Source organism: Streptomyces sp. NPDC005070 (assembly GCF_053600395.1).
In genome coordinates, this window is sequence record NZ_JBSFZS010000022.1 from 1 (window position 1) to 16660 (window position 16660).

14 protein-coding genes and 1 riboswitch are annotated in these 16660 nt (G+C 71.2%); of the genes, 7 read left to right on the plus strand and 7 right to left on the minus strand.

Annotated features, from left to right (window positions below; genetic code table 11):
• The 3 genes from ACWEBX_RS10470 to ACWEBX_RS10480 all read right to left on the minus strand — a co-directional run.
• Positions 1-1874 (minus strand): ABC transporter substrate-binding protein (locus ACWEBX_RS10470; protein ID WP_451884491.1); only part of this gene is annotated, 1874 nt, incomplete at its 3' end.
• 293 nt (positions 1875-2167) lie between these two features.
• Positions 2168-3547, minus strand: coding sequence for a M20/M25/M40 family metallo-hydrolase (locus ACWEBX_RS10475; RefSeq protein ID WP_451884492.1), 1380 nt, complete (start codon positions 3545-3547; stop codon positions 2168-2170).
• 123 nt (positions 3548-3670) lie between these two features.
• Positions 3671-4690, minus strand: a complete 1020-nt coding sequence (locus tag ACWEBX_RS10480; RefSeq protein WP_451884493.1) for a MurR/RpiR family transcriptional regulator — start codon at positions 4688-4690, stop codon at positions 3671-3673.
• A gap of 128 nt (positions 4691-4818) precedes the next feature.
• Between ACWEBX_RS10480 and ACWEBX_RS10485 the strand changes: the two genes are divergently transcribed.
• From ACWEBX_RS10485 to ACWEBX_RS10500, 4 genes are all read left to right on the plus strand, one after another.
• Positions 4819-5577, plus strand: coding sequence for a helix-turn-helix domain-containing protein (locus ACWEBX_RS10485; RefSeq protein ID WP_451884494.1), 759 nt, complete (start codon positions 4819-4821; stop codon positions 5575-5577).
• Between the two features lie 4 nt (positions 5578-5581).
• Entirely contained in the window at positions 5582-6970 is a 1389-nt protein-coding gene (lysA, locus tag ACWEBX_RS10490; protein ID WP_451884495.1) for a diaminopimelate decarboxylase, read from the plus strand.
• Positions 6971-7376: 406 nt separating this feature from the next.
• Positions 7377-9440, plus strand: a complete 2064-nt coding sequence (locus ACWEBX_RS10495) for a prolyl oligopeptidase family serine peptidase (protein ID WP_451884496.1) — start codon at positions 7377-7379, stop codon at positions 9438-9440.
• Between the two features lie 250 nt (positions 9441-9690).
• Complete coding sequence (locus ACWEBX_RS10500; RefSeq protein WP_451884497.1) at positions 9691-10089, plus strand: hypothetical protein; 399 nt, start codon at positions 9691-9693, stop codon at positions 10087-10089.
• Positions 10090-10337: 248 nt separating this feature from the next.
• On the opposite strand, the gene ACWEBX_RS10505 is transcribed toward ACWEBX_RS10500, so the two are convergent.
• Complete coding sequence (locus ACWEBX_RS10505) at positions 10338-11495, minus strand: Gfo/Idh/MocA family protein (protein ID WP_451884498.1); 1158 nt, start codon at positions 11493-11495, stop codon at positions 10338-10340.
• Positions 11496-11645: 150 nt separating this feature from the next.
• Positions 11646-12209: a PadR family transcriptional regulator gene (locus tag ACWEBX_RS10510; protein ID WP_451884499.1), complete on the minus strand. Its 564-nt coding sequence runs from the start codon at positions 12207-12209 to the stop codon at positions 11646-11648.
• A gap of 82 nt (positions 12210-12291) precedes the next feature.
• Here ACWEBX_RS10510 and ACWEBX_RS10515 point away from each other — a divergent pair, with 82 nt between their 5' ends.
• Positions 12292-12684 (plus strand): nuclear transport factor 2 family protein, encoded by a 393-nt coding sequence (locus tag ACWEBX_RS10515; protein ID WP_356051342.1) that lies wholly within the window; start codon positions 12292-12294, stop codon positions 12682-12684.
• A 569-nt stretch (positions 12685-13253) separates the two neighbouring features.
• On the opposite strand, the gene ACWEBX_RS10520 is transcribed toward ACWEBX_RS10515, so the two are convergent.
• A complete protein-coding gene (locus tag ACWEBX_RS10520; RefSeq protein WP_451884500.1) occupies positions 13254-13838 on the minus strand; it encodes a histidine phosphatase family protein in 585 nt (194 codons plus the stop codon).
• Positions 13839-14031: 193 nt separating this feature from the next.
• Positions 14032-14171: riboswitch (cobalamin riboswitch) on the plus strand.
• A gap of 38 nt (positions 14172-14209) precedes the next feature.
• Here ACWEBX_RS10520 and ACWEBX_RS10525 point away from each other — a divergent pair.
• Both ACWEBX_RS10525 and ACWEBX_RS10530 read left to right on the plus strand, forming a co-directional pair.
• A complete protein-coding gene (locus tag ACWEBX_RS10525; protein WP_382786009.1) occupies positions 14210-14431 on the plus strand; it encodes a CbtB domain-containing protein in 222 nt (73 codons plus the stop codon).
• Positions 14432-14673: 242 nt separating this feature from the next.
• Positions 14674-15864: an acyl-CoA dehydrogenase family protein gene (locus tag ACWEBX_RS10530; protein ID WP_451884501.1), complete on the plus strand. Its 1191-nt coding sequence runs from the start codon at positions 14674-14676 to the stop codon at positions 15862-15864.
• Positions 15865-16094: 230 nt separating this feature from the next.
• On the opposite strand, the gene ACWEBX_RS10535 is transcribed toward ACWEBX_RS10530, so the two are convergent.
• Positions 16095-16547 (minus strand): DUF6188 family protein, encoded by a 453-nt coding sequence (locus tag ACWEBX_RS10535; protein ID WP_451884502.1) that lies wholly within the window; start codon positions 16545-16547, stop codon positions 16095-16097.
• Positions 16548-16660 lie beyond the last annotated feature (113 nt).

Consider the following 16660-nt stretch of genomic DNA (forward strand, 5'->3'; position numbering starts at 1 on the left):
GGGGTGGCTTCTTTGGTGTCGCCCTGGGTCTCCTGGGGGTGGGATCTGGAGGAGCGGCGGCGTGCGATGAGCACGCCGCCCGCGGCCAGGACGACCACCACGGCCGCCGAAGCGCCGATCAGCGTGCCGGAGTTGCCGTCCGAGGAGGAGGACGAGGCCTTGGCGGGGGTCGCGTTCAGGTACTGGTGGAAGGAGTCCTGCGCGGGGTAGGCGCCGGCGGAGTTCGCCGTGCCGGCCACGATGCCGCTCACGCGGTCGGTGCGGTACGCGGCGAGACCACTGGCGTTGTAGATCATGATGTTCTCGTTGGCCTTGTACAGGATGGCCTGCATCTGCCGCAGCAGATCCGCCCGCTCCTTGTCGTCGAAGGCGCTCTGCTGACGCAGGAACAGGCTGTCGTAGTTCTTGTCGCAGAAGAACGAGTCCGTGCTGCCGCCCTCGCCCTTGCTGTCGGGCAGCGCCGAGCAGGTCTGGATGCCCAGCAGGTACGTCGGGTCGGGACCGGTCGACCAGGAGTCCATCAGGATGTCCCAGTCGCCCTTGGCCAGGTCGGCGTTGAGCTTGGCGGAACTCATCGACTGGATGTCGACCTTGACGCCGATCTCCTTGAACCAGCCCGTGAGGTACGTGGACACCTTGGCGTCGCCGTCGTCGTCGGAGTGGATGCCCAGGCGGAACTCCAGCTTGCGCTTCGACTTCGGGTCGACCCGGATCCCGTCCGAGCCCTTCTTGTAACCCGCCTCGTCCAGCACGGAGTTGGCCTTGGCCGGGTCGTAGCCGAACTTCTCGGAGTCGGAGGGCTGCCACGAGTACTGGGGCAGCGACTGCGGCAGATAGCTGCCACCGACCTCCGCCAGGCCGTTGCGGACCTTCTTCACGATGGTCGCCCGGTCGATGGCGCGTGCCAGCGCCTCACGCACCTTGGTGTCGCCGAGCGCCGGGTGACCGGTGCCGATCTTCTTGCCGTCGCGGGTACGGGCGCCGCCGTTGACCTCGATGCCGCTCCAGCGGTTGCCGACCTGCTCGTAGGCCTTGATGCCGGACTGGCCCTTGAGTGCCTGGTACTGGGTCGGGTTGAGACCGCTGACGTAGTCCAACTGCCCCGAGCGCAGGGCCGCCACCGCGGCGTCCGTGTTCTTGAAGGACTGCTCGATCATGTGGTCGTACTGGGGCGCGCCGAGCAGGAAGTCCTTGTTCGAGTCGAACTTGGCGTACTGCTCGGACTTGTAGTCCGTCAGGGTCCACGGGCCGTAACCGACGATCGGGAAGCTGTCGTTCTTGTAGTTCTTCAGGTCCTTCACGTGGGATTCCCAGATGTGCTTCGGCACGATCGGGATGCCCGACACCGGGATGCTGACCGACAGCATGGTGGCCTGCGGCTTCTTGGTCTTCACGACCAGCGTGGTGTCGTCCGGCGCGGTGACCGACGCGAAGTTGCTCACCAGGGAGCCGTTGGCGGTGGCCGCCGTGGAGTTGCTCATGATCAGGTTGAACGTCCAGGCGGCGTCCTCGGCCGTGATCGGCTTGCCGTCGCTCCACTTCAGACCCTTGTGGATCTTGAAGGTCCAGGTGAGCTTGTCGCTCGACGTCGTCCAGGAGTCCGCCAGGTACGGCTTGACGGTGCCGTCCTGCTCCACCCTGTCCAGCGCCGGGTAGATGCCGGAGAACACGTCCAGGCTGCCCGCGAAGTAGGCCAGGAACGGGTTCAGGGAGTCGATGCCGATGCCGGTGATCGGCATCCGCAGCGTGCTGCCGCCGTTGTCGGCCGCGGCGGCCGGCGCGAGGGCGAGGCTCGCGCCGGTGGCGAGCAGCAGTGACGTGGCCAGCGCGGCGGCCTTGCGGCCGATTCTGTGCGCGGGGGCGGGCTTGGTCATCGTGGACTTCTCCAGGAGGTGCCGGCGGCGCGGGGCCGCGAGGGGACGGGAAGGTGGGACGAGGCCGCTGCGCCGCGGACCCCGGGACTGGGTCCTACGGCGCGACGATAAATGCACGTTGCACTTATTGGTCTATGCATTGGTGTGTGCATTGGTTCGTGCATTGGTGCATGCATGTATGTGAACGTGCGTGCGGTGGGACGGTGGGAGGGTGGGGCTCTGGTGGGCGGGGGAGGGGCCGGTCCGCGGCGCCGTTGTCGGCCCGTGCGGGGTTCAGCGGAGGTGCGGGGCGGTCATCGCTCCGCGTTCCGGAGCCCGGTGCCGGTGCCGGTGCGCAGGAAGTCCTCCAGCACCCGTACGCCGAACTCCAGGCTGCTGACGAGGACCTGCTCGTCGACGCCGTGCACATACCGCCACGCGTCGAAGCCGGGCGGGGTCAGACCGGGGCCGAACCCGTAGCACTGGATACCCAGTCGGGCGAACGCCTTGGCGTCGGTGCCGCCCGACATGATGAACGGCAGCACCAGCGCTTGAGGATCGGCCCGACGCAGCGCCGCCGCCATCTCCGCGAAATCGGCCGAGGTGTGGTCCGCGAAGACCGGCGCCGCGAAACTGTGGAAGGAGCGCGAGACCTTCTCGCCGAGCAGGGCGTCCACGGTCGCGAAGAAGTCCTCCTCCGCGCCCGGCAGGATCCGGCCGTCCACGCCGGCCGTCGCCTCGCTCGGAATGACGTTGTGCTTGTAACCCGCCTTCAGCATGGTCGGGTTGAGCGTGTTGGCGACGGTGGCCTCGACCAGCTTGGCCGCCTCGCCCAACTGCGCGAGGGAGGCGGCGTCGGCCGGGTCGACCGTGACGCCCAGATGGGAGGAGAGCCCCTCCAGCAGGGCGGCCACCGCCGGCACGATCTGCACCGGCCAGCGGTGCGCGGCCAGTGCGGCGAGGGTCGCCGCCAGGGTGGCGACGGCGTTGTCCGGGCCGGGCCGGGAGCCGTGGCCCGCCGCGCCGTGCGCCGTCAGGTTCATCCAGGCGCTGCCGCGCTCACCGACGGCGATCGGGTAGAGCCGGGACGCGTCGGGCAGATGGAGCGAGTAGCCGCCGGACTCGCCGATCGCGGTGGTCACGCCCTCGAAGAGGTCCGCGTGCCGGTCGACGAGGAAGCCCGCCCCCAGCTCGCCGGTGTCCTCCTCGTCCGCGACGAACGCCATCACGATGTCGCGTGCCGGCCTCACCCCGCGGCGCGCCCAGGACCGGGCCGCCGCGAGCATCATCGCGTCCATGTCCTTCATGTCCAGCGCCCCGCGACCGAGGATCGCGCCGTCGCGTATCTCCCCGCAGAACGGGTCGAAGCTCCAGTCGGCCGGCTCGGCCGGAACCACGTCGAGGTGGCCGTGGACCAGCAGGGCCGGGGCGTCGCGGTCCTCGCCGGGGATGCGGACCACGGTGCTGGCCCGGCCCGGCGCGGATTCCAGCACGACCGGCTCGTAGCCGGACTCGGCGAGCAGTCCGGCGGTCCACTCGGCCGCCTCCCGCTCACCGCGGGAGTCGCCACCGCCGTAGTTGCTGGTGTCGAAACGGATCAACCGGGCGCACAGCTCGGTGACTTCGGAGATCAGTGCGGCGTCCTCGGCGGGGGAGAGAGCGCCGCCGTCCTGGTAGAGGGAGGGGTCGTTCATGGAGAGGAACCACTTGCTTTCCCGGCGGCAGGGGCGCGAGGACGAGGCCTCTGCCGTCGATGGCTCAGCGAGACGGACTCGCGGAAACGGGGAACAGGCGGGACGGGGGCGGGAGGGGGACGGTCACCGCGCGGGCGAGGGATCGTCCTCGGGTGCGGCGGGTAAGCCGGACGGGTTCGCGGCGCGGGCGCCGGGAAGCCCGGCGGCGGGTCCCGGGAGATCCGGCGTGCCCTCCGCCTCGCCCGCGGCCGCGACGGACGGCGTCTGGCCCGGGCCGTAGCTGCCCAGGGAGCGGAAGAGCTCCGTCCGGCGCCGGTTGCGCCGGGCCGCCCCCTTGGCGCCCGCGGCGGCCAGCGCCGCCAGCACATGGGCCGCCGCCGCCACCGCCGTCGGCGAGTGGTGCGGTGACTCGCTGCGGGTGTCCACCGCCAGGACGTGCGTGGCGAAGGAACACACCGGACTGGTGTAGCTGTCGGTCAACGCGATCACCGAGGCGCCCAGCGCGTGGAACTCCCGGGCCACGTCCACCGTCAGCCGGCTGTAGTTGCGGAAGCTGAACACGACCAGGACGTCGTCCGCGTGTGCGTCGCTGATCGCGTTGACCGCCGCGCCCGTCGCCGGCTGCACGAGGAACACGTCCCGCATGCTGCTGGTGAGGTCGCTGGTCAGCAGCGACGCGTACCCGGCCGACTTCAGGTCGCCGAGCACCCACCGCCGCCGCGCCCGCAACAGGGCCGCGGCCGCCAGCTCCAGAGCGCCGTTGGCCTGGAGATCGGCCAGCGTGCGACGGAGGTTGCCCTCCTCCGCGGTGATCATCCGGCGCAGCGCCGAACGCTCCCGCGGCTCGGACTCCGGATCGCGGCTGGTGAACCGCAGATCCGGCTCGGCCAGGCGCAGACCGCTCTCCCGGGCGGCCAGCAGACGCAGATCGTCGGTGGAGGCGACCCCGGCCGCCGCCAGCAGTCCGTCCAGATCCGCGGCGCTGGCGTCGGCCGCGCGCAACAACTGACCCGGACGGCGCTCCAGCGACGCGGGATAGTCCTCCGCCAGCACCACGAACAGGCGCTGCGCGGCGGGGCCGCACAGCTCCGCCGCGGCACGCAGCAGTTCGAGGGTCGGCGTAGGCGCCAGAGGACCGGTCACTGCTCACCCCTCCCACTCAGGGCAGCGCACACCCGGGAATACGGGTGCTGAACTGCATCTCTGCTGACAGTTAAACGGCTGCGTCAGATTGCTTGATCTAAGCGATGCGTGAGTCTTACTGTCGCCGCATGACCTCGTCAAGAGCCACCGGCGCGGAAAACTCTTCGGCCGATCCCCCCATTTCGCAGCAGAACTCGCGTCGCGCCACGGACGGTTCCGTACGGCCCGACGACGAATCGGACAGCAGGGCGGGAAAGACCGACCCCACGGACACAGGTCGGGGCGCGCGTCCCGACAGCGCCGACACCGGTCGAGGCGCGCCGCCCGACAGCGCGGACACCGGCGAGGTGCTCGCCGCCTCCGTCGCCCGTGTCCGCCGCGCCGCCGGGCTCACGCTGAGCGCGGTGGCGACCCGGGCCGGCGTCTCACCGGCCTACGTCTCGCAGATGGAGTCCGGCGCCGCCAACCCCACGGTCCGCACCCTCGCCCAGATCGCCGACGCCCTCGGCGCCACCCCCGCCGAACTCCTCGGCGGAACCGGGCCGGTCACCGCCACACCCGCCGCGGCCTTCCCGCCGCGCTTCGCCCCGGCACCGCTGCTCGCCCAGGCCGACGGGCACCACGGCATCTGGGACCTCACGGCCCCCGGCGCGAGCCGGATCGGAGCCCGGCTGCTCCACGCCGACCTCGGCGACCACGACCACCCGACGGCCCACCCCGGCGAGGAGTTCGCACTCGTCCTCGCCGGTTCCTGCCGGGTGTCGGTGGGCGGCGTCGTACGGCTGCTGCGCCGCGCCGACAGTTGCCACTTCGCCGCCACCGACGAACACCACTTCACCGACCCCAGCGACGACCTGCTGATGCTGGTCGTCCTCACCGAGGAGTAGCCCCGTGTCCACCGCTCCCTCCCTGCCCGCACCACGCGCGGGGACCCCGCTGCCCGACGGACTGGCCGCGGCCGCCTCACCCGAGACGGCCCCCGAGGTGTGGCCGCTGACCGCCCGCACCGTCGAGGGCCGGCTGCACATGGGCGGGGTCGCCCTCGACGACCTGGCCGACGCCTGCGGCACCGCGCTGTACGTGGTGGACGAGGCCGACTTCCGCCACCGGGCCCGCCTGTGGCGCGAGTCCGGCGCGGACCGGGTGCACTACGCCTCCAAGGCGTTCCTGTGCGCGGAGATGGTCCGCTGGGTCGACTCCGAGGGGCTGCACCTGGACGTGTGCAGCGGCGGCGAACTACGGCTCGCCGTGGACACCGGCTTCGACGCCGCCCGGATCGTCTTCCACGGCAACAACAAGTCCGTGGCCGAACTGGAGGCCGCCGTCGCCCACGGCGTCGGCGTGGTGGTCGTCGACTGCCTGGAGGAGATCGACCGGCTCGCGCGCGCCGCCGCGGCAGCCGGCCGGGTCCAGGACGTCTACGTCCGGATCGCCCCCGGCGTCGCCGCCGAGACCCACGACTACATGGCCACCGGCGGCGACGACGTCAAGTTCGGCTTCCCGGTGCGCGGCGGCCACGCCGAGCGGGCCGTGCTCAGCGTCGCGGCGCGCCCCTCGCTGCGGCTCGCGGGGGTGCACTCCCACATCGGCTCGCAGATCACCGCCACCGAGGGGCTGACGCTCGCCGCCGAACGGGTCGCCGCCTTCGTCGCCCTGCTCGCCGAGCGGCACGGCATCACGGTCGAGGAGATCGACCTCGGCGGCGGCGCCGGCATCCCCTACCTGCCCGGCCAACCCCGCCTGGACCCGGCCGCGTTCACCGCCGCCCTGCGGGCCGGCCTGGAACGGGTGCTGCCCGGCTCACCGATACGGCTCGCCGTCGAGCCCGGCCGGTCGATGATCGGCACCGCCGGGGTGACGCTCTACCGCGTCGGCGCCGTCAAGGACGGGCTGCGCCGCCGGTTCGTCTCCGTCGACGGTGGCATGAGCGACGCCCTGCGCCCCTCCCTCTACCTCGCCCGTTACACCGCGTGGACCGCCAACCGCCCCGCCGAGGGCGAGCCGGTGCACGCCGTGATCGTCGGCCGCCACTGCGAGAGCGGAGACGTGGTCGTGCCCGACATCGCCCTGCCGGAGGACATCGCCGCCGGGGACCTCCTCGCGGTCCCCGCCACCGGCGCCTACCACCACGCCATGGCCAGCAACTACAACGCCCAGCCCCGGCCCGCCGTCGTCGCCGTACGCGACGGCCGCGCCCGCCTCATGGTCCGCCGGGAGACCCCGGAGGACCTGCGCCGCCGCGATGCCCACGGCGAGCCGGTGCAGTTGACCTCCGGGTGACCTGGGGGGCCACGTCCGCTTGGCCCCCGTCCGCTTGGTCCCTCTCCGTCTGGTCCCTGTCCGTCTGGATCCGGCCGCCGTCCGGCCGGATCCAGGCACACCTGTGGCTCACGTGGCGTGCGTGCGCGGCTCTCCGCGGGTGCCGCCGAGCCGGCACGCCGGCCCCGGGGACCTTGCCCCCGGGACGTCCCCCCAGGGATCTCCCCCCGGGGGACCCTTCCCCGGGACCTCCCTCCAGGGATCTCTCTCCCCCCCCGCGGGACCATCCCTTGGGACCTTCCCCCAGGGGCCGCTGACCGGTACCCGTACCCGTACCCGTACCCGTACCCGTACCCGCAGCCCCGCCCACGGCAGCCCACCGCCCGCTCCGCCGCCCAACTCGCCCTCCCGTACTCGGAGTCACCCCATGTCCACCGCGCCCCGCCTGCCCTACGGCACCTGGCCGTCCCCGATCACCGCCGAAGCGGTCGCCGACGCCTCCGGATCCACCTCCTGGCCCTCCGGGGCCGGCGAAGAGAACTGGTGGTGCGCCTCCGACCCGGCCACCGCGACCGTACGGCTGCTGCGCAACGCCCCCGGCCACGAGGAGCCCGTCCCGGTACTCGCCCCCGGCGTCTCCGTGCGGAACCGCTCCCTCGGCTACGGCGGCAAGCCGTACTGGGTACGCGCCGCGGCCCCGGCCACAGACAGCCATCTGCTGGTCTTCACCGACCACCGCGACCAGCGGCTGTACCGCGCCGAGGTGCCCCTCCTCGGGGTCGCCGAGGACAACGCGTTCCCGGTGCCCGTGCCGCTCACCCCGGCCGACCCGCCCGACCGGGAGACCTGCTGGGCCGACCCCGTGACCGGCCCGGACGGGACCGAGGTGTGGTGCGTGCGGGAGACCACCCGCGCCGCCACCGGACCGCACGACGCCGACCCGGCCGTCCGCACCGTGCGCGAGATCGTCGCCGTACCGCTGTCCGGTGCCGCCGCCGACGACCCCGGCGCGCTGCGCGTGGTGGCCCGCTCGCACCACTTCCTCTGCGGGCACCGGCTCTCCCCGGACGGCGGCCGGCTCGCCTGGATCGGCTGGGATCACCCCCATATGCCGTGGGACAGCTCGGAGTTGATGGTCGCCGAGCTGCACGACGGCGTCGCGGGCGAGCCCGTCCGGCTGCTCGGCGGCAGCCACGACGGCACCGAGGTCTCCGTCTCCCAGGCCGCCTGGGCTGACCCCGACACCCTGTACGCCGTGGCCGACCCGGACGGCTGGTGGAACCTGCACCGCGTCGACCTGGCCACCGGCCGGCCGACGCCCACCGCGATCACCAACGTCCTCCAGCTCCAAGAGGATTGCGCCGGTGCTGTCTGGCGGGTCGGCGCGAGCTGGTTCGCCGTCACGTCGTACGGCGTGGTGCTGCCGCACGGCAACGGCGCGCAACGGCTGTCCCGTTGGTCGCCCGAGGACGGTGAACTGACCGAACTCGCCGACGGCTGGAGCAGCTTCCAGGGCGACCTCTGGTCGGACGGCGAACGGATCCTGGTCCGCGCCGCCGACCCGGCCCTCGGCTCCGCCCTGCTGTCGGTGCCCCTGGCTCCCGGCTCCGGCCCGGCCCGACGCACCAGGCCCAAGTCCGAGGATCCGCTGGCCCCTTGGCAGCCGCGGCCCGAACGCCGCACCGTCCACGACGCGGAGGGCCGACCCGTGCACTTCGTGCTGCACCGGCCCACCCACCCCACCGCCACCGCGCCCGAGGGCGAACTGCCGCCGCTGCTGGTGCAGGTCCACGGCGGCCCGACGAGTTCCACCGGCGTCACCGCCGACCTGGAGTACTCCTTCTTCACCAGCCGCGGCTTCACCGTCGCGGACGTCGACTACGGCGGCTCCACCGGCTACGGCAGGGCTTACCGCGACCGGCTGCGCGGCGAGTGGGGAGTGGTCGACGTCGACGACTGCGTCACCGTCGCCCGCGCCCTGGCCGCCGAGGGCCTGGCGGATCCCGCCCGTACGGCCGTGCGTGGCGGCTCGGCCGGCGGCTGGACCACCCTGGCCTGTCTGGTCCACAGCGACGTCTTCCGCGCGGGCACGGTCCTCTACCCGATCAGCGACCCGGCACGATGGCGGGCCGACCAGACCCACGACTTCGAGTCACGCTACGTGGACACCCTCGTCGGCGTCCTCCCGCAGGACCGGGCTCGATTCGACAAGATCTCACCCGCCGCGAACGCCGACCGCATCACCGCGCCGCTGGTGATGCTCCAGGGAGCGGACGATTTCATCTGCCGCCCCGACCAGGCCACGTGCATCGTGGACAACCTCGCCGAACGTGGAGTGTGGCACCGCTTCCTGCTGTTCGAGGGCGAGGGGCACGGCTTCCGCCGCGCAGACAGCGTCCGCCGCTCCCTGCTGGCCGAAGTCGCCCTCTACCGCGAGGTCCTCGGTGCCCACATCGCCCCGGACGTCCCCCTGGATCCCGACGCCTTGTGACCCGGGACGGCCGGGGACGCCCTCTGCGTCCCCGGCCGTACGAGTGGCCAATCCAGCCCTGCGGTGAGGCTCCCGCGAAAACGGACGCGCCACCTGTCGCGCCGTTGTGCCACAGCAGGCTTCCCGCCTTCTGCCAGGCCGGTGCCGGTTCACCCAGCTGACATCGAGGGGTCAGGCGGGGCGTCGGCGCTCTGTCGGCGTGTGGGGCAGCGGGTGTGTACTGGGGGCTTGCCGCATCGAGGGGGGAAGCATGCCGCGAACGCCAGATGCGGGAGTGCCCGAGGGAGCGCAGGACGAGGAGCCCTGGCTGGACAGTCGCGAGGTCGCCGAGCTGTGGCCGGTGCGTGAGGATTGGCTGCCGGGCGCCGCTGGTCGTGCGGATGTCCGTGTCCGCCGGTACGGCGGGGAGAGCCGGGGCACGTACGGGGCGGCGCCGACCTTCTACTCCTACCACCCCGGGGATGTGCGACGGGCCGCGACGGCGATCGCCGAAGGCCGCGTCGACATCCCGTCGGTCTGGCGCACCGACACTGCCGACGGCCGGCGCGCGGAGTACTGGAGCAGATTCCGGTTCCGCCTCACCTGTGCCGTCGTTCTGGCCTTCGCCCTGCTCCTCGTGGGGGTGGCGGTCTACGCCATGGTGACCTGAACCCTGAGTCGGCGGGCAGCGGGTCCAGGTCGGCCGGGCGGGTGGCCACGTCGCCCGGCATCCGGGGACGCCCGGGCCGAGCGACGCCGTCGAGCGAGTGCATGCGACGGTCATCCGACGGTCCTGCTCGTCATCCCCAGGGCCGGTCGCCGATCGAACTGCGGCTCCCTGTGACTCACGTCTGATCCAACGGCGACGGGTGGCGGTACAGACACGGCTCCGACCCAGCCGGCGACGGGCCCGGAGGGCTACGCCTCCAGCGTCACCCACGCCCCCGACGCCGCCGAGCGTGCCATCGCGTCCAGTGCCGTCGCGCTGCGGACCGCGTCGACCAGGGTGGCCCCGTACGGCCTGTTGTCGGCGATGGAGCGCAGGAAGGCGTGCGCCTCGATGACCTTGAGGTCGTCATAGCCCATGCTGTTCGCCGCGCCCGGCTGGAAGGACGCGTAGTCCCCGGCACCCGGACCGACGTACACGGTGCTGACCGGCTGGTCCTGGTATGTCGCGCCCCGGCTGACGCCGAGTTCGCCCATCCGGCGGAAGTCCCAGAACACCGCGCCCTTGGTGCCGTGGATCTCGAACCCGTAGTTGTTCTGCTCGCCCACCGAGACCCGGCACGCCTCCAGGACGCCGCGGGCACCGGAGGTGAAGCGCAGCAGGCAGTTGACGTAGTCCTCGTTCTCCACGGGCGCCGGCTTGCCGCCTGCCGTGCGCGCGTGGCCCGCGGTCGCGCCGGCCGGCCGCGGCCGCAGCGGTACGAAGACCGCGGTGTCCGCCGTCAGCGCCTCGATCTCGCCCAGAAGGAATCGGGCCAGGTCGACACCGTGTGAGGCCAGGTCGCCGAGGACACCGTTGCCACCCCGCTCCCGCTCGTAACGCCACGTCAGCGCGCCCTCCGGATGGGCCGCGTAGTCGCTGAAGAGGCGGATGCGTACGTGTGTCACCTCGCCGATGTCGCCGGAGGCGATCAGGTCGCGGGCCGCCACGACTGCCGGTGCGCCCCGGTAGTTGAAGCCGACCGTGCCCCGGACCCCGGCCTCGGTCACGGCGTCCGACACCGCCCGGGCGTCGTCGGCGGTCAGTCCCACCGGCTTCTCGATCCAGAGGTGCTTGCCGGCCGCGGCCATGGCCACGCCGATCTCACGGTGCAGGAAGTTCGGCGCGGTGACGCTCACGGCCTCGACGCGCGGATCGGCGGCGATCTCCCGCCAGTCACGGACGGCGGTCGCGAAGCCGTACCGCGCGGCGGCCTCCTCGGCCCGGCCGGGCACCTCGTCGGCGACAACGATCGGTTCGGGACGCAGAGCGAGTTCCGGGAAATGGTGGAGAACGCGAGCGTACGCCCGCGTGTGCACCCGTCCCATCCAGCCGAACCCCACGACAGCGACACCGAGCGCACGCACCACGATCGCCCTCCTCAGCACCGGACCGAACGCGAACGGACCGAACGCGAAGGGGCCAAACCCGGCTCACATCAAACCGGCCCGAATCGAAACGAACCGTCACGAACCGCGATCGATGCGGGCCGCGACCAGGCTAATGCGAACAGGTCGCCTTCAGGGGGAGAGCGACGCCCGCTGTTCCAGGACCCTCAGCGCCCGCTCCGCCCAGTCGATGATCGCCTGCTCGAAGGCGCGTCCTCCCAGGAGGGTGAGATACGGACCTACGCGCTCCGCCTCGGCCAGGTACTCGTCCTCGGTGCGCCCGTCGAGCAGGCGGGCGCCGATCCGTTCGTAGTGCGCAAGTTTGGCGCGCGACCACTCCAGGCGCTCGGCGATCGCCACCCGGACCGCGTCCGCGTCCCCCATGTCGAGTGCGTACACCTTGACCATCAGCTCGTCGCGGATCGCGGTGGGCTTCGCGGGCCCCGAGGTGAAGGAGGCCAGTGCTTCGAGGCCGGTCGTGGTCAGGGAGAAGAGCCGCTTGTTGGGCCGGCGCTCCTGCTGCACGACCCGGGCCTCGATCAGCCCCTCGGACTCCATCCGGTCGAGTTCCCGGTAGAGCTGCTGCGGGGTCGCCATCCAGAAGTTGGCCACCGAGGCGTCGAACCCCTTGGCCAGGTCGTACCCCGATGCCTCACCCTCCAGGAGCGAGGCCAGTACCGCGTTGCGCAATGCCATCCCGCAAGGCTAGACGCCCCGCACTCGCAGGACTAATCTTATCCGCACCTAATCAATTAGTTGAGTAAGAAGGGCGGGCGCAATGAACTCCTTCCGCAAGGCCGTGGAGGCCGGAGACCTCGGCGCGGTCGAGGAGCTGCTGGCCGACGACGTCGTGTTCACCAGCCCGGTCGCCTTCAAGCCGTACCCGGGCAAGCCGATCACCGCCGCCATCCTGCGTGGAGTCTGGCGTGTCTTCAGCGACTTCCGCTACGTCCGTGAGATCGCCGGCGCCGACGGCCGCGACCACGCGCTCGTCTTCACGGCCAAGGTGGGCGACAAGGAGATCAACGGCTGCGACTTCCTGCACTTCGACGAGGACGGCCTCATCGACGAATTCACGGTGATGGTCCGCCCGTTGTCGGCGGCGCAGGCGCTCTCCGAGGCCATGGGAGCGCAGTTCGAGCAGATCTCCCGGGAAGCGGCCGGCGCGTGAGGCTCCGGCCTCGCGCTGTTTGAACCGACTCCCTCCGGCTACCCGCCTGTTGTGACGACGACGCCTTCACAGCAGGAGCTCTTCCGGTACTTGGAGGACCGCTTCGAGTGCGCCCGGACCTGTGCCGAATGTGCCAGGACCTCCACGCTGCGCGCGAGCCTCATGGATCCGGACGGGCCGAAGCGGCAGGAGGCCGCGCGACGTTCGGGCATTTTGTGCGCGGAGGTCTGCGAGGCGACCTGCCATGTACTGTCCCGTCATCCGGGGCCGAGCGACCGGGAGCTCCGCGCTCGACTGGAGTGGTGCCGGGACGTCTGTCTGGAGTGTGCCGAGGCTTTCGACGCGTGTCCGGGGTCGGAGGCCGCCGCGCGGAAATGCCGTGAATGCGCCCTCTCGTGCACGGACTTCATCGCCACACTGCGGTGAAGCCGCGAGCCGCGAGTGTCGGGCGGCAACATGCCCGAGTCGGACTCCAGGTCACCCAGGTAGGCCCCGGTTCGCCCGGGTCAGGCTCAGGACTGTCCCGGTCCGGCCCAGGTCTGCTCGGGTCAGACCCCGGGCCGTCCGGGTCAGGCCGACCCGACGAGCGGGCGTCCTGCGCGGAGGTTCCAGCGCCCCGCGCGCCCGCTCAACTCCGTGACGGTGAGCGGCGGTACGTCCACGCGCCAGAACGCCTGGTCCGGAGCGCCCAACACCCGTACCACCAGGGCCCGTACGACCTCGGGCTCCACCACGGCGACGGTTCGGCCGTCGAAACCGGCCGCAGCGTCCAGGTGTTCCGCCACTCGATCGCAGAACGTCCGCACCGACTCGCCGTCGTGCGGAGCCGACGCCGGATCGGCGAGCCAGCGCGCCACCGCCTCCGGCTCCTTCACGCTCACCTCGGCCAGCGTCGCCCCGCGCCAGCGGCCCACATCGAGCGACGCCAACTCCGGTGCCTCGACGGCGCCTTCGAGCCCGAGCGCCTCGGCGGTCTGCTGGCATCGCACGGTGGGGGAGACGCACAGGCGCCCGCCCGCCGGAACGGCGCCCGCGTCGGCTGCCGCCCGGGCGGCCCGCAGGCCCGAGGCGTCCACCGGACTCCCGTCGTCGAAGCGGGCCTCGCGCAGCGCCTCGCCGATCGCCGCGGAGATCAAGATCACTCGGCTGGTCATGCCTTCACTCTCTTGGGTCGTGGACCTGGACGATGCTCCATGGTCCACCATGGTGTGTCGTGCCCGAGCGGAGGCGGAACCCCCGGGCCCATCAGGCAAGTTGCCTCCCTGCCTCCCTGCCCCATGAACCGTGGGGCGCACGGAGCGCGGAGGTATGCGCCCTTGGCCGGGTCGGCGGCTTCGCGGTACCGTCACATGGATATTGACGACGGTTCGGCGGAAGCCCGGTGGAAATCCGGCACGGTCGCGCCACTGTAAGCCCGGCACATGTCACTCCGGCCAGGGGTGACGGACGCGGGCAAGTCAGACCCGTGACTGTCGTCCTGTGCACCACCGAAATGGGACGCGAGTTCCCCGGGAGGTTCTGCCCCATGGCGCAGTCCGTCGTTCAGCCGACCGCCACGCCCACCGCCGTTCCCGCCAAGCTGCCCATCGGCGCGATCGTCCCCTGGGCGGCGTTCTTCGGCATCCTGATGCTGGTCCTGCTCTACTTCGTCGGCGCCGAACAGGGCGCCACCTCCCTCGTCTCCGGCGAGAACGTCCACGAATGGGTCCACGACGCCCGGCATCTGCTCGGGTTCCCCTGCCACTGACGGCTGCGGGGAACGTACGAGCCACGATATTCCGCGAGGGCCGGGAAACCGGCCCGCACGAGGGGGCGGTCCCCGGACGACCGGGCACCGCCCCCTCGCGTGTGCGCACGCGCCCAGCGGCCGCCCCCCGCCCCTCAGCCCGGCATCCTCCGGGAGGCGTCGGCGTCATCGGCATTCCCTATTTCTGGAACGCGTTCTACGGTGTGCGCCGTCAGGTCGGGCCCGGGGAGGCAGGAGGCGCCGTGCATCTCGAATACACGCCGGAGCAGCAGCGGTTGCGGACCGAACTACGTCTCTACTTCACCGAGTTGGTACCGGACAACGCCTACGCGCGCTACGGCGATCCGGCGGCGCAGAAGCGCTTCTACCGCGAGACGATCCGACGCCTCGGCACGGACGGCTGGCTCGGGGTCGGATGGCCCAAGGAGTACGGCGGGCGGGGTCTGAGCCCGATGGAGCAGTTCATCTTCTTCGACGAGGCGGCCCAGGCCGGAGTGCCGTTGCCGTTGATGGCGCTCAACACCGTGGGGCCGACGATCATGCGGTTCGGCACGGAGGAGCAGAAGTCGTACTTCCTGCCGAAGATCCTCGCCGGCGAGATCGACTTCGCGATCGGCTACAGCGAGCCCGGCGCCGGTACCGACCTCGCCGCGCTTCGGACCAGGGCCGTGCGGGAAGGCGACGAGGAGAGCGGCCACTACACGGTCGACGGACAGAAGATCTGGACGACCAACGGTGACACGGCGGACTGGGTGTGGCTCGCGGTCCGCACCGATCCGGACGCCCCGCCGCACAAGGGCATCACCATGCTCCTCGTACCGACCTCCGACCCCGGCTACTCGTGCACGATCATCAACACGCTCGCCTCGCACGACACCACGGCCAGCTATTACGAGAACATCCGCGTCCCCGCCACGCGCCGGGTCGGCGAGGAGAACAAGGGCTGGCGGCTGATCACCAACCAGCTCAACCACGAGCGCGTCACCCTCGCCGCGCACGGCACGATGGCCATCCGCGCCCTGCACGACGTCCAGCGCTGGGCGATGGAGACCAAGCTCGCCGACGGCCGCCGCGTCGTCGACCTGCCCTGGGTGCGCCGCCTCCTCGCGCGCACGCACACCCGGCTGGACGCCATGAAACTCCTCAACTGGCGCATGGTGAACGCCGTCCAGGAGGGCACGCTCACCCCGCAGGACGCCTCCGCCGTCAAGGTGTACGGCTCCGAGGCGCGCCGGGACGCGTACGCCTGGCTGATGGAGATCGTCGCCGCCCCCGGTGTCCTCAAGGAGGGCTCCGCCGGCGCCGTCCTGCACGGCGAGCTCGAACGCGGCTACCGGTCGGCCGTGATCTTCACCTTCGGCGGCGGCAACAACGAGATCCAGCGGGAGATCATCTCGTGGATCGGGCTCGGGATGCCCCGGGTGCGGCGCTGACGGACTGTGACCACAGACGTTAGTTGTCACATACCGAGGATAGTTGGCACCATGATCAATTGAGCCCTCCGGTGCGTTCCAGGCCTCGTGTCCTGTCGCACTGAGGTTGTCGGATTCTCACCGCTTCTCGTTTGCGCTGTCGGATTCTCACTGCGTCGTGCGCTAAGGGGTCCCCGTAGTAATCGCCGAGAAAACAACGGATGTCCCGTCGCACTCCAGCTGGCAGATTCTCAATGCTCTGCAGACCGACCTTGCGGATTCTCATTCGCTGCAGAGGCGGACCAGACGCCGAGGTCGCCTCCTGGCAGGGACACGAACCGCCATCCTCCAGGTCCTGTGATCTGCCACGCCTCGAACGCCGCATCGGTTGGACAGGTCAGATGCGTGCCATCCTCGAACACCATCCGAAGCGTGCCGGACTTGAAGGCGACCGCAGAGACGACCTTCGTCCCCAAGAGCGGGAGGGCTGCGGCCACGTCCTGAGTCTCCGGCACCAGAAGCACGCCGGGATTGGTGTGGGCCGGCCCGGATGAGAGCCGAGCAGGCGTTTCGAGTACGACTTCCCAACCTTCGGCGAGGGCCAGCGTGAGGCGGTAATCGACAGTAATCCCAGCAACGCCCCGCCCTCGGAGATTCAAGATCCACCGGTCATCGTGTTCGACCGGTTCTGCTTCGGTGCTCATCACCCCACCATGCACGGCCCAGCCGAGGGCGACGGACGGTCATCAGGGATTCCGCCGAAGCCACGCCTGTTGAGAATCCGGCGAGGTGTGTTCTCAATCCACTTGGCGAACCA

Excerpts from the sequence above, each read along its gene's own strand:
- ACWEBX_RS10535 (WP_451884502.1), bottom strand. The coding sequence starts at position 16,547 with ATGAGCACCGAAGCAGAACCGGTCGAACACGATGACCGGTGGATCTTG.
- ACWEBX_RS10510 (WP_451884499.1), bottom strand. The coding sequence starts at position 12,209 with ATGGCATTGCGCAACGCGGTACTGGCCTCGCTCCTGGAGGGTGAGGCA.
- ACWEBX_RS10495 (WP_451884496.1), top strand. The coding sequence starts at position 7,377 with ATGTCCACCGCGCCCCGCCTGCCCTACGGCACCTGGCCGTCCCCGATC.
- ACWEBX_RS10500 (WP_451884497.1), top strand. The coding sequence starts at position 9,691 with ATGCCGCGAACGCCAGATGCGGGAGTGCCCGAGGGAGCGCAGGACGAG.
- ACWEBX_RS10515 (WP_356051342.1), top strand. The coding sequence starts at position 12,292 with ATGAACTCCTTCCGCAAGGCCGTGGAGGCCGGAGACCTCGGCGCGGTC.
- ACWEBX_RS10525 (WP_382786009.1), top strand. The coding sequence starts at position 14,210 with ATGGCGCAGTCCGTCGTTCAGCCGACCGCCACGCCCACCGCCGTTCCC.
- ACWEBX_RS10485 (WP_451884494.1), top strand. The coding sequence starts at position 4,819 with ATGACCTCGTCAAGAGCCACCGGCGCGGAAAACTCTTCGGCCGATCCC.
- ACWEBX_RS10520 (WP_451884500.1), bottom strand. The coding sequence starts at position 13,838 with ATGACCAGCCGAGTGATCTTGATCTCCGCGGCGATCGGCGAGGCGCTG.
- ACWEBX_RS10475 (WP_451884492.1), bottom strand. The coding sequence starts at position 3,547 with ATGAACGACCCCTCCCTCTACCAGGACGGCGGCGCTCTCTCCCCCGCC.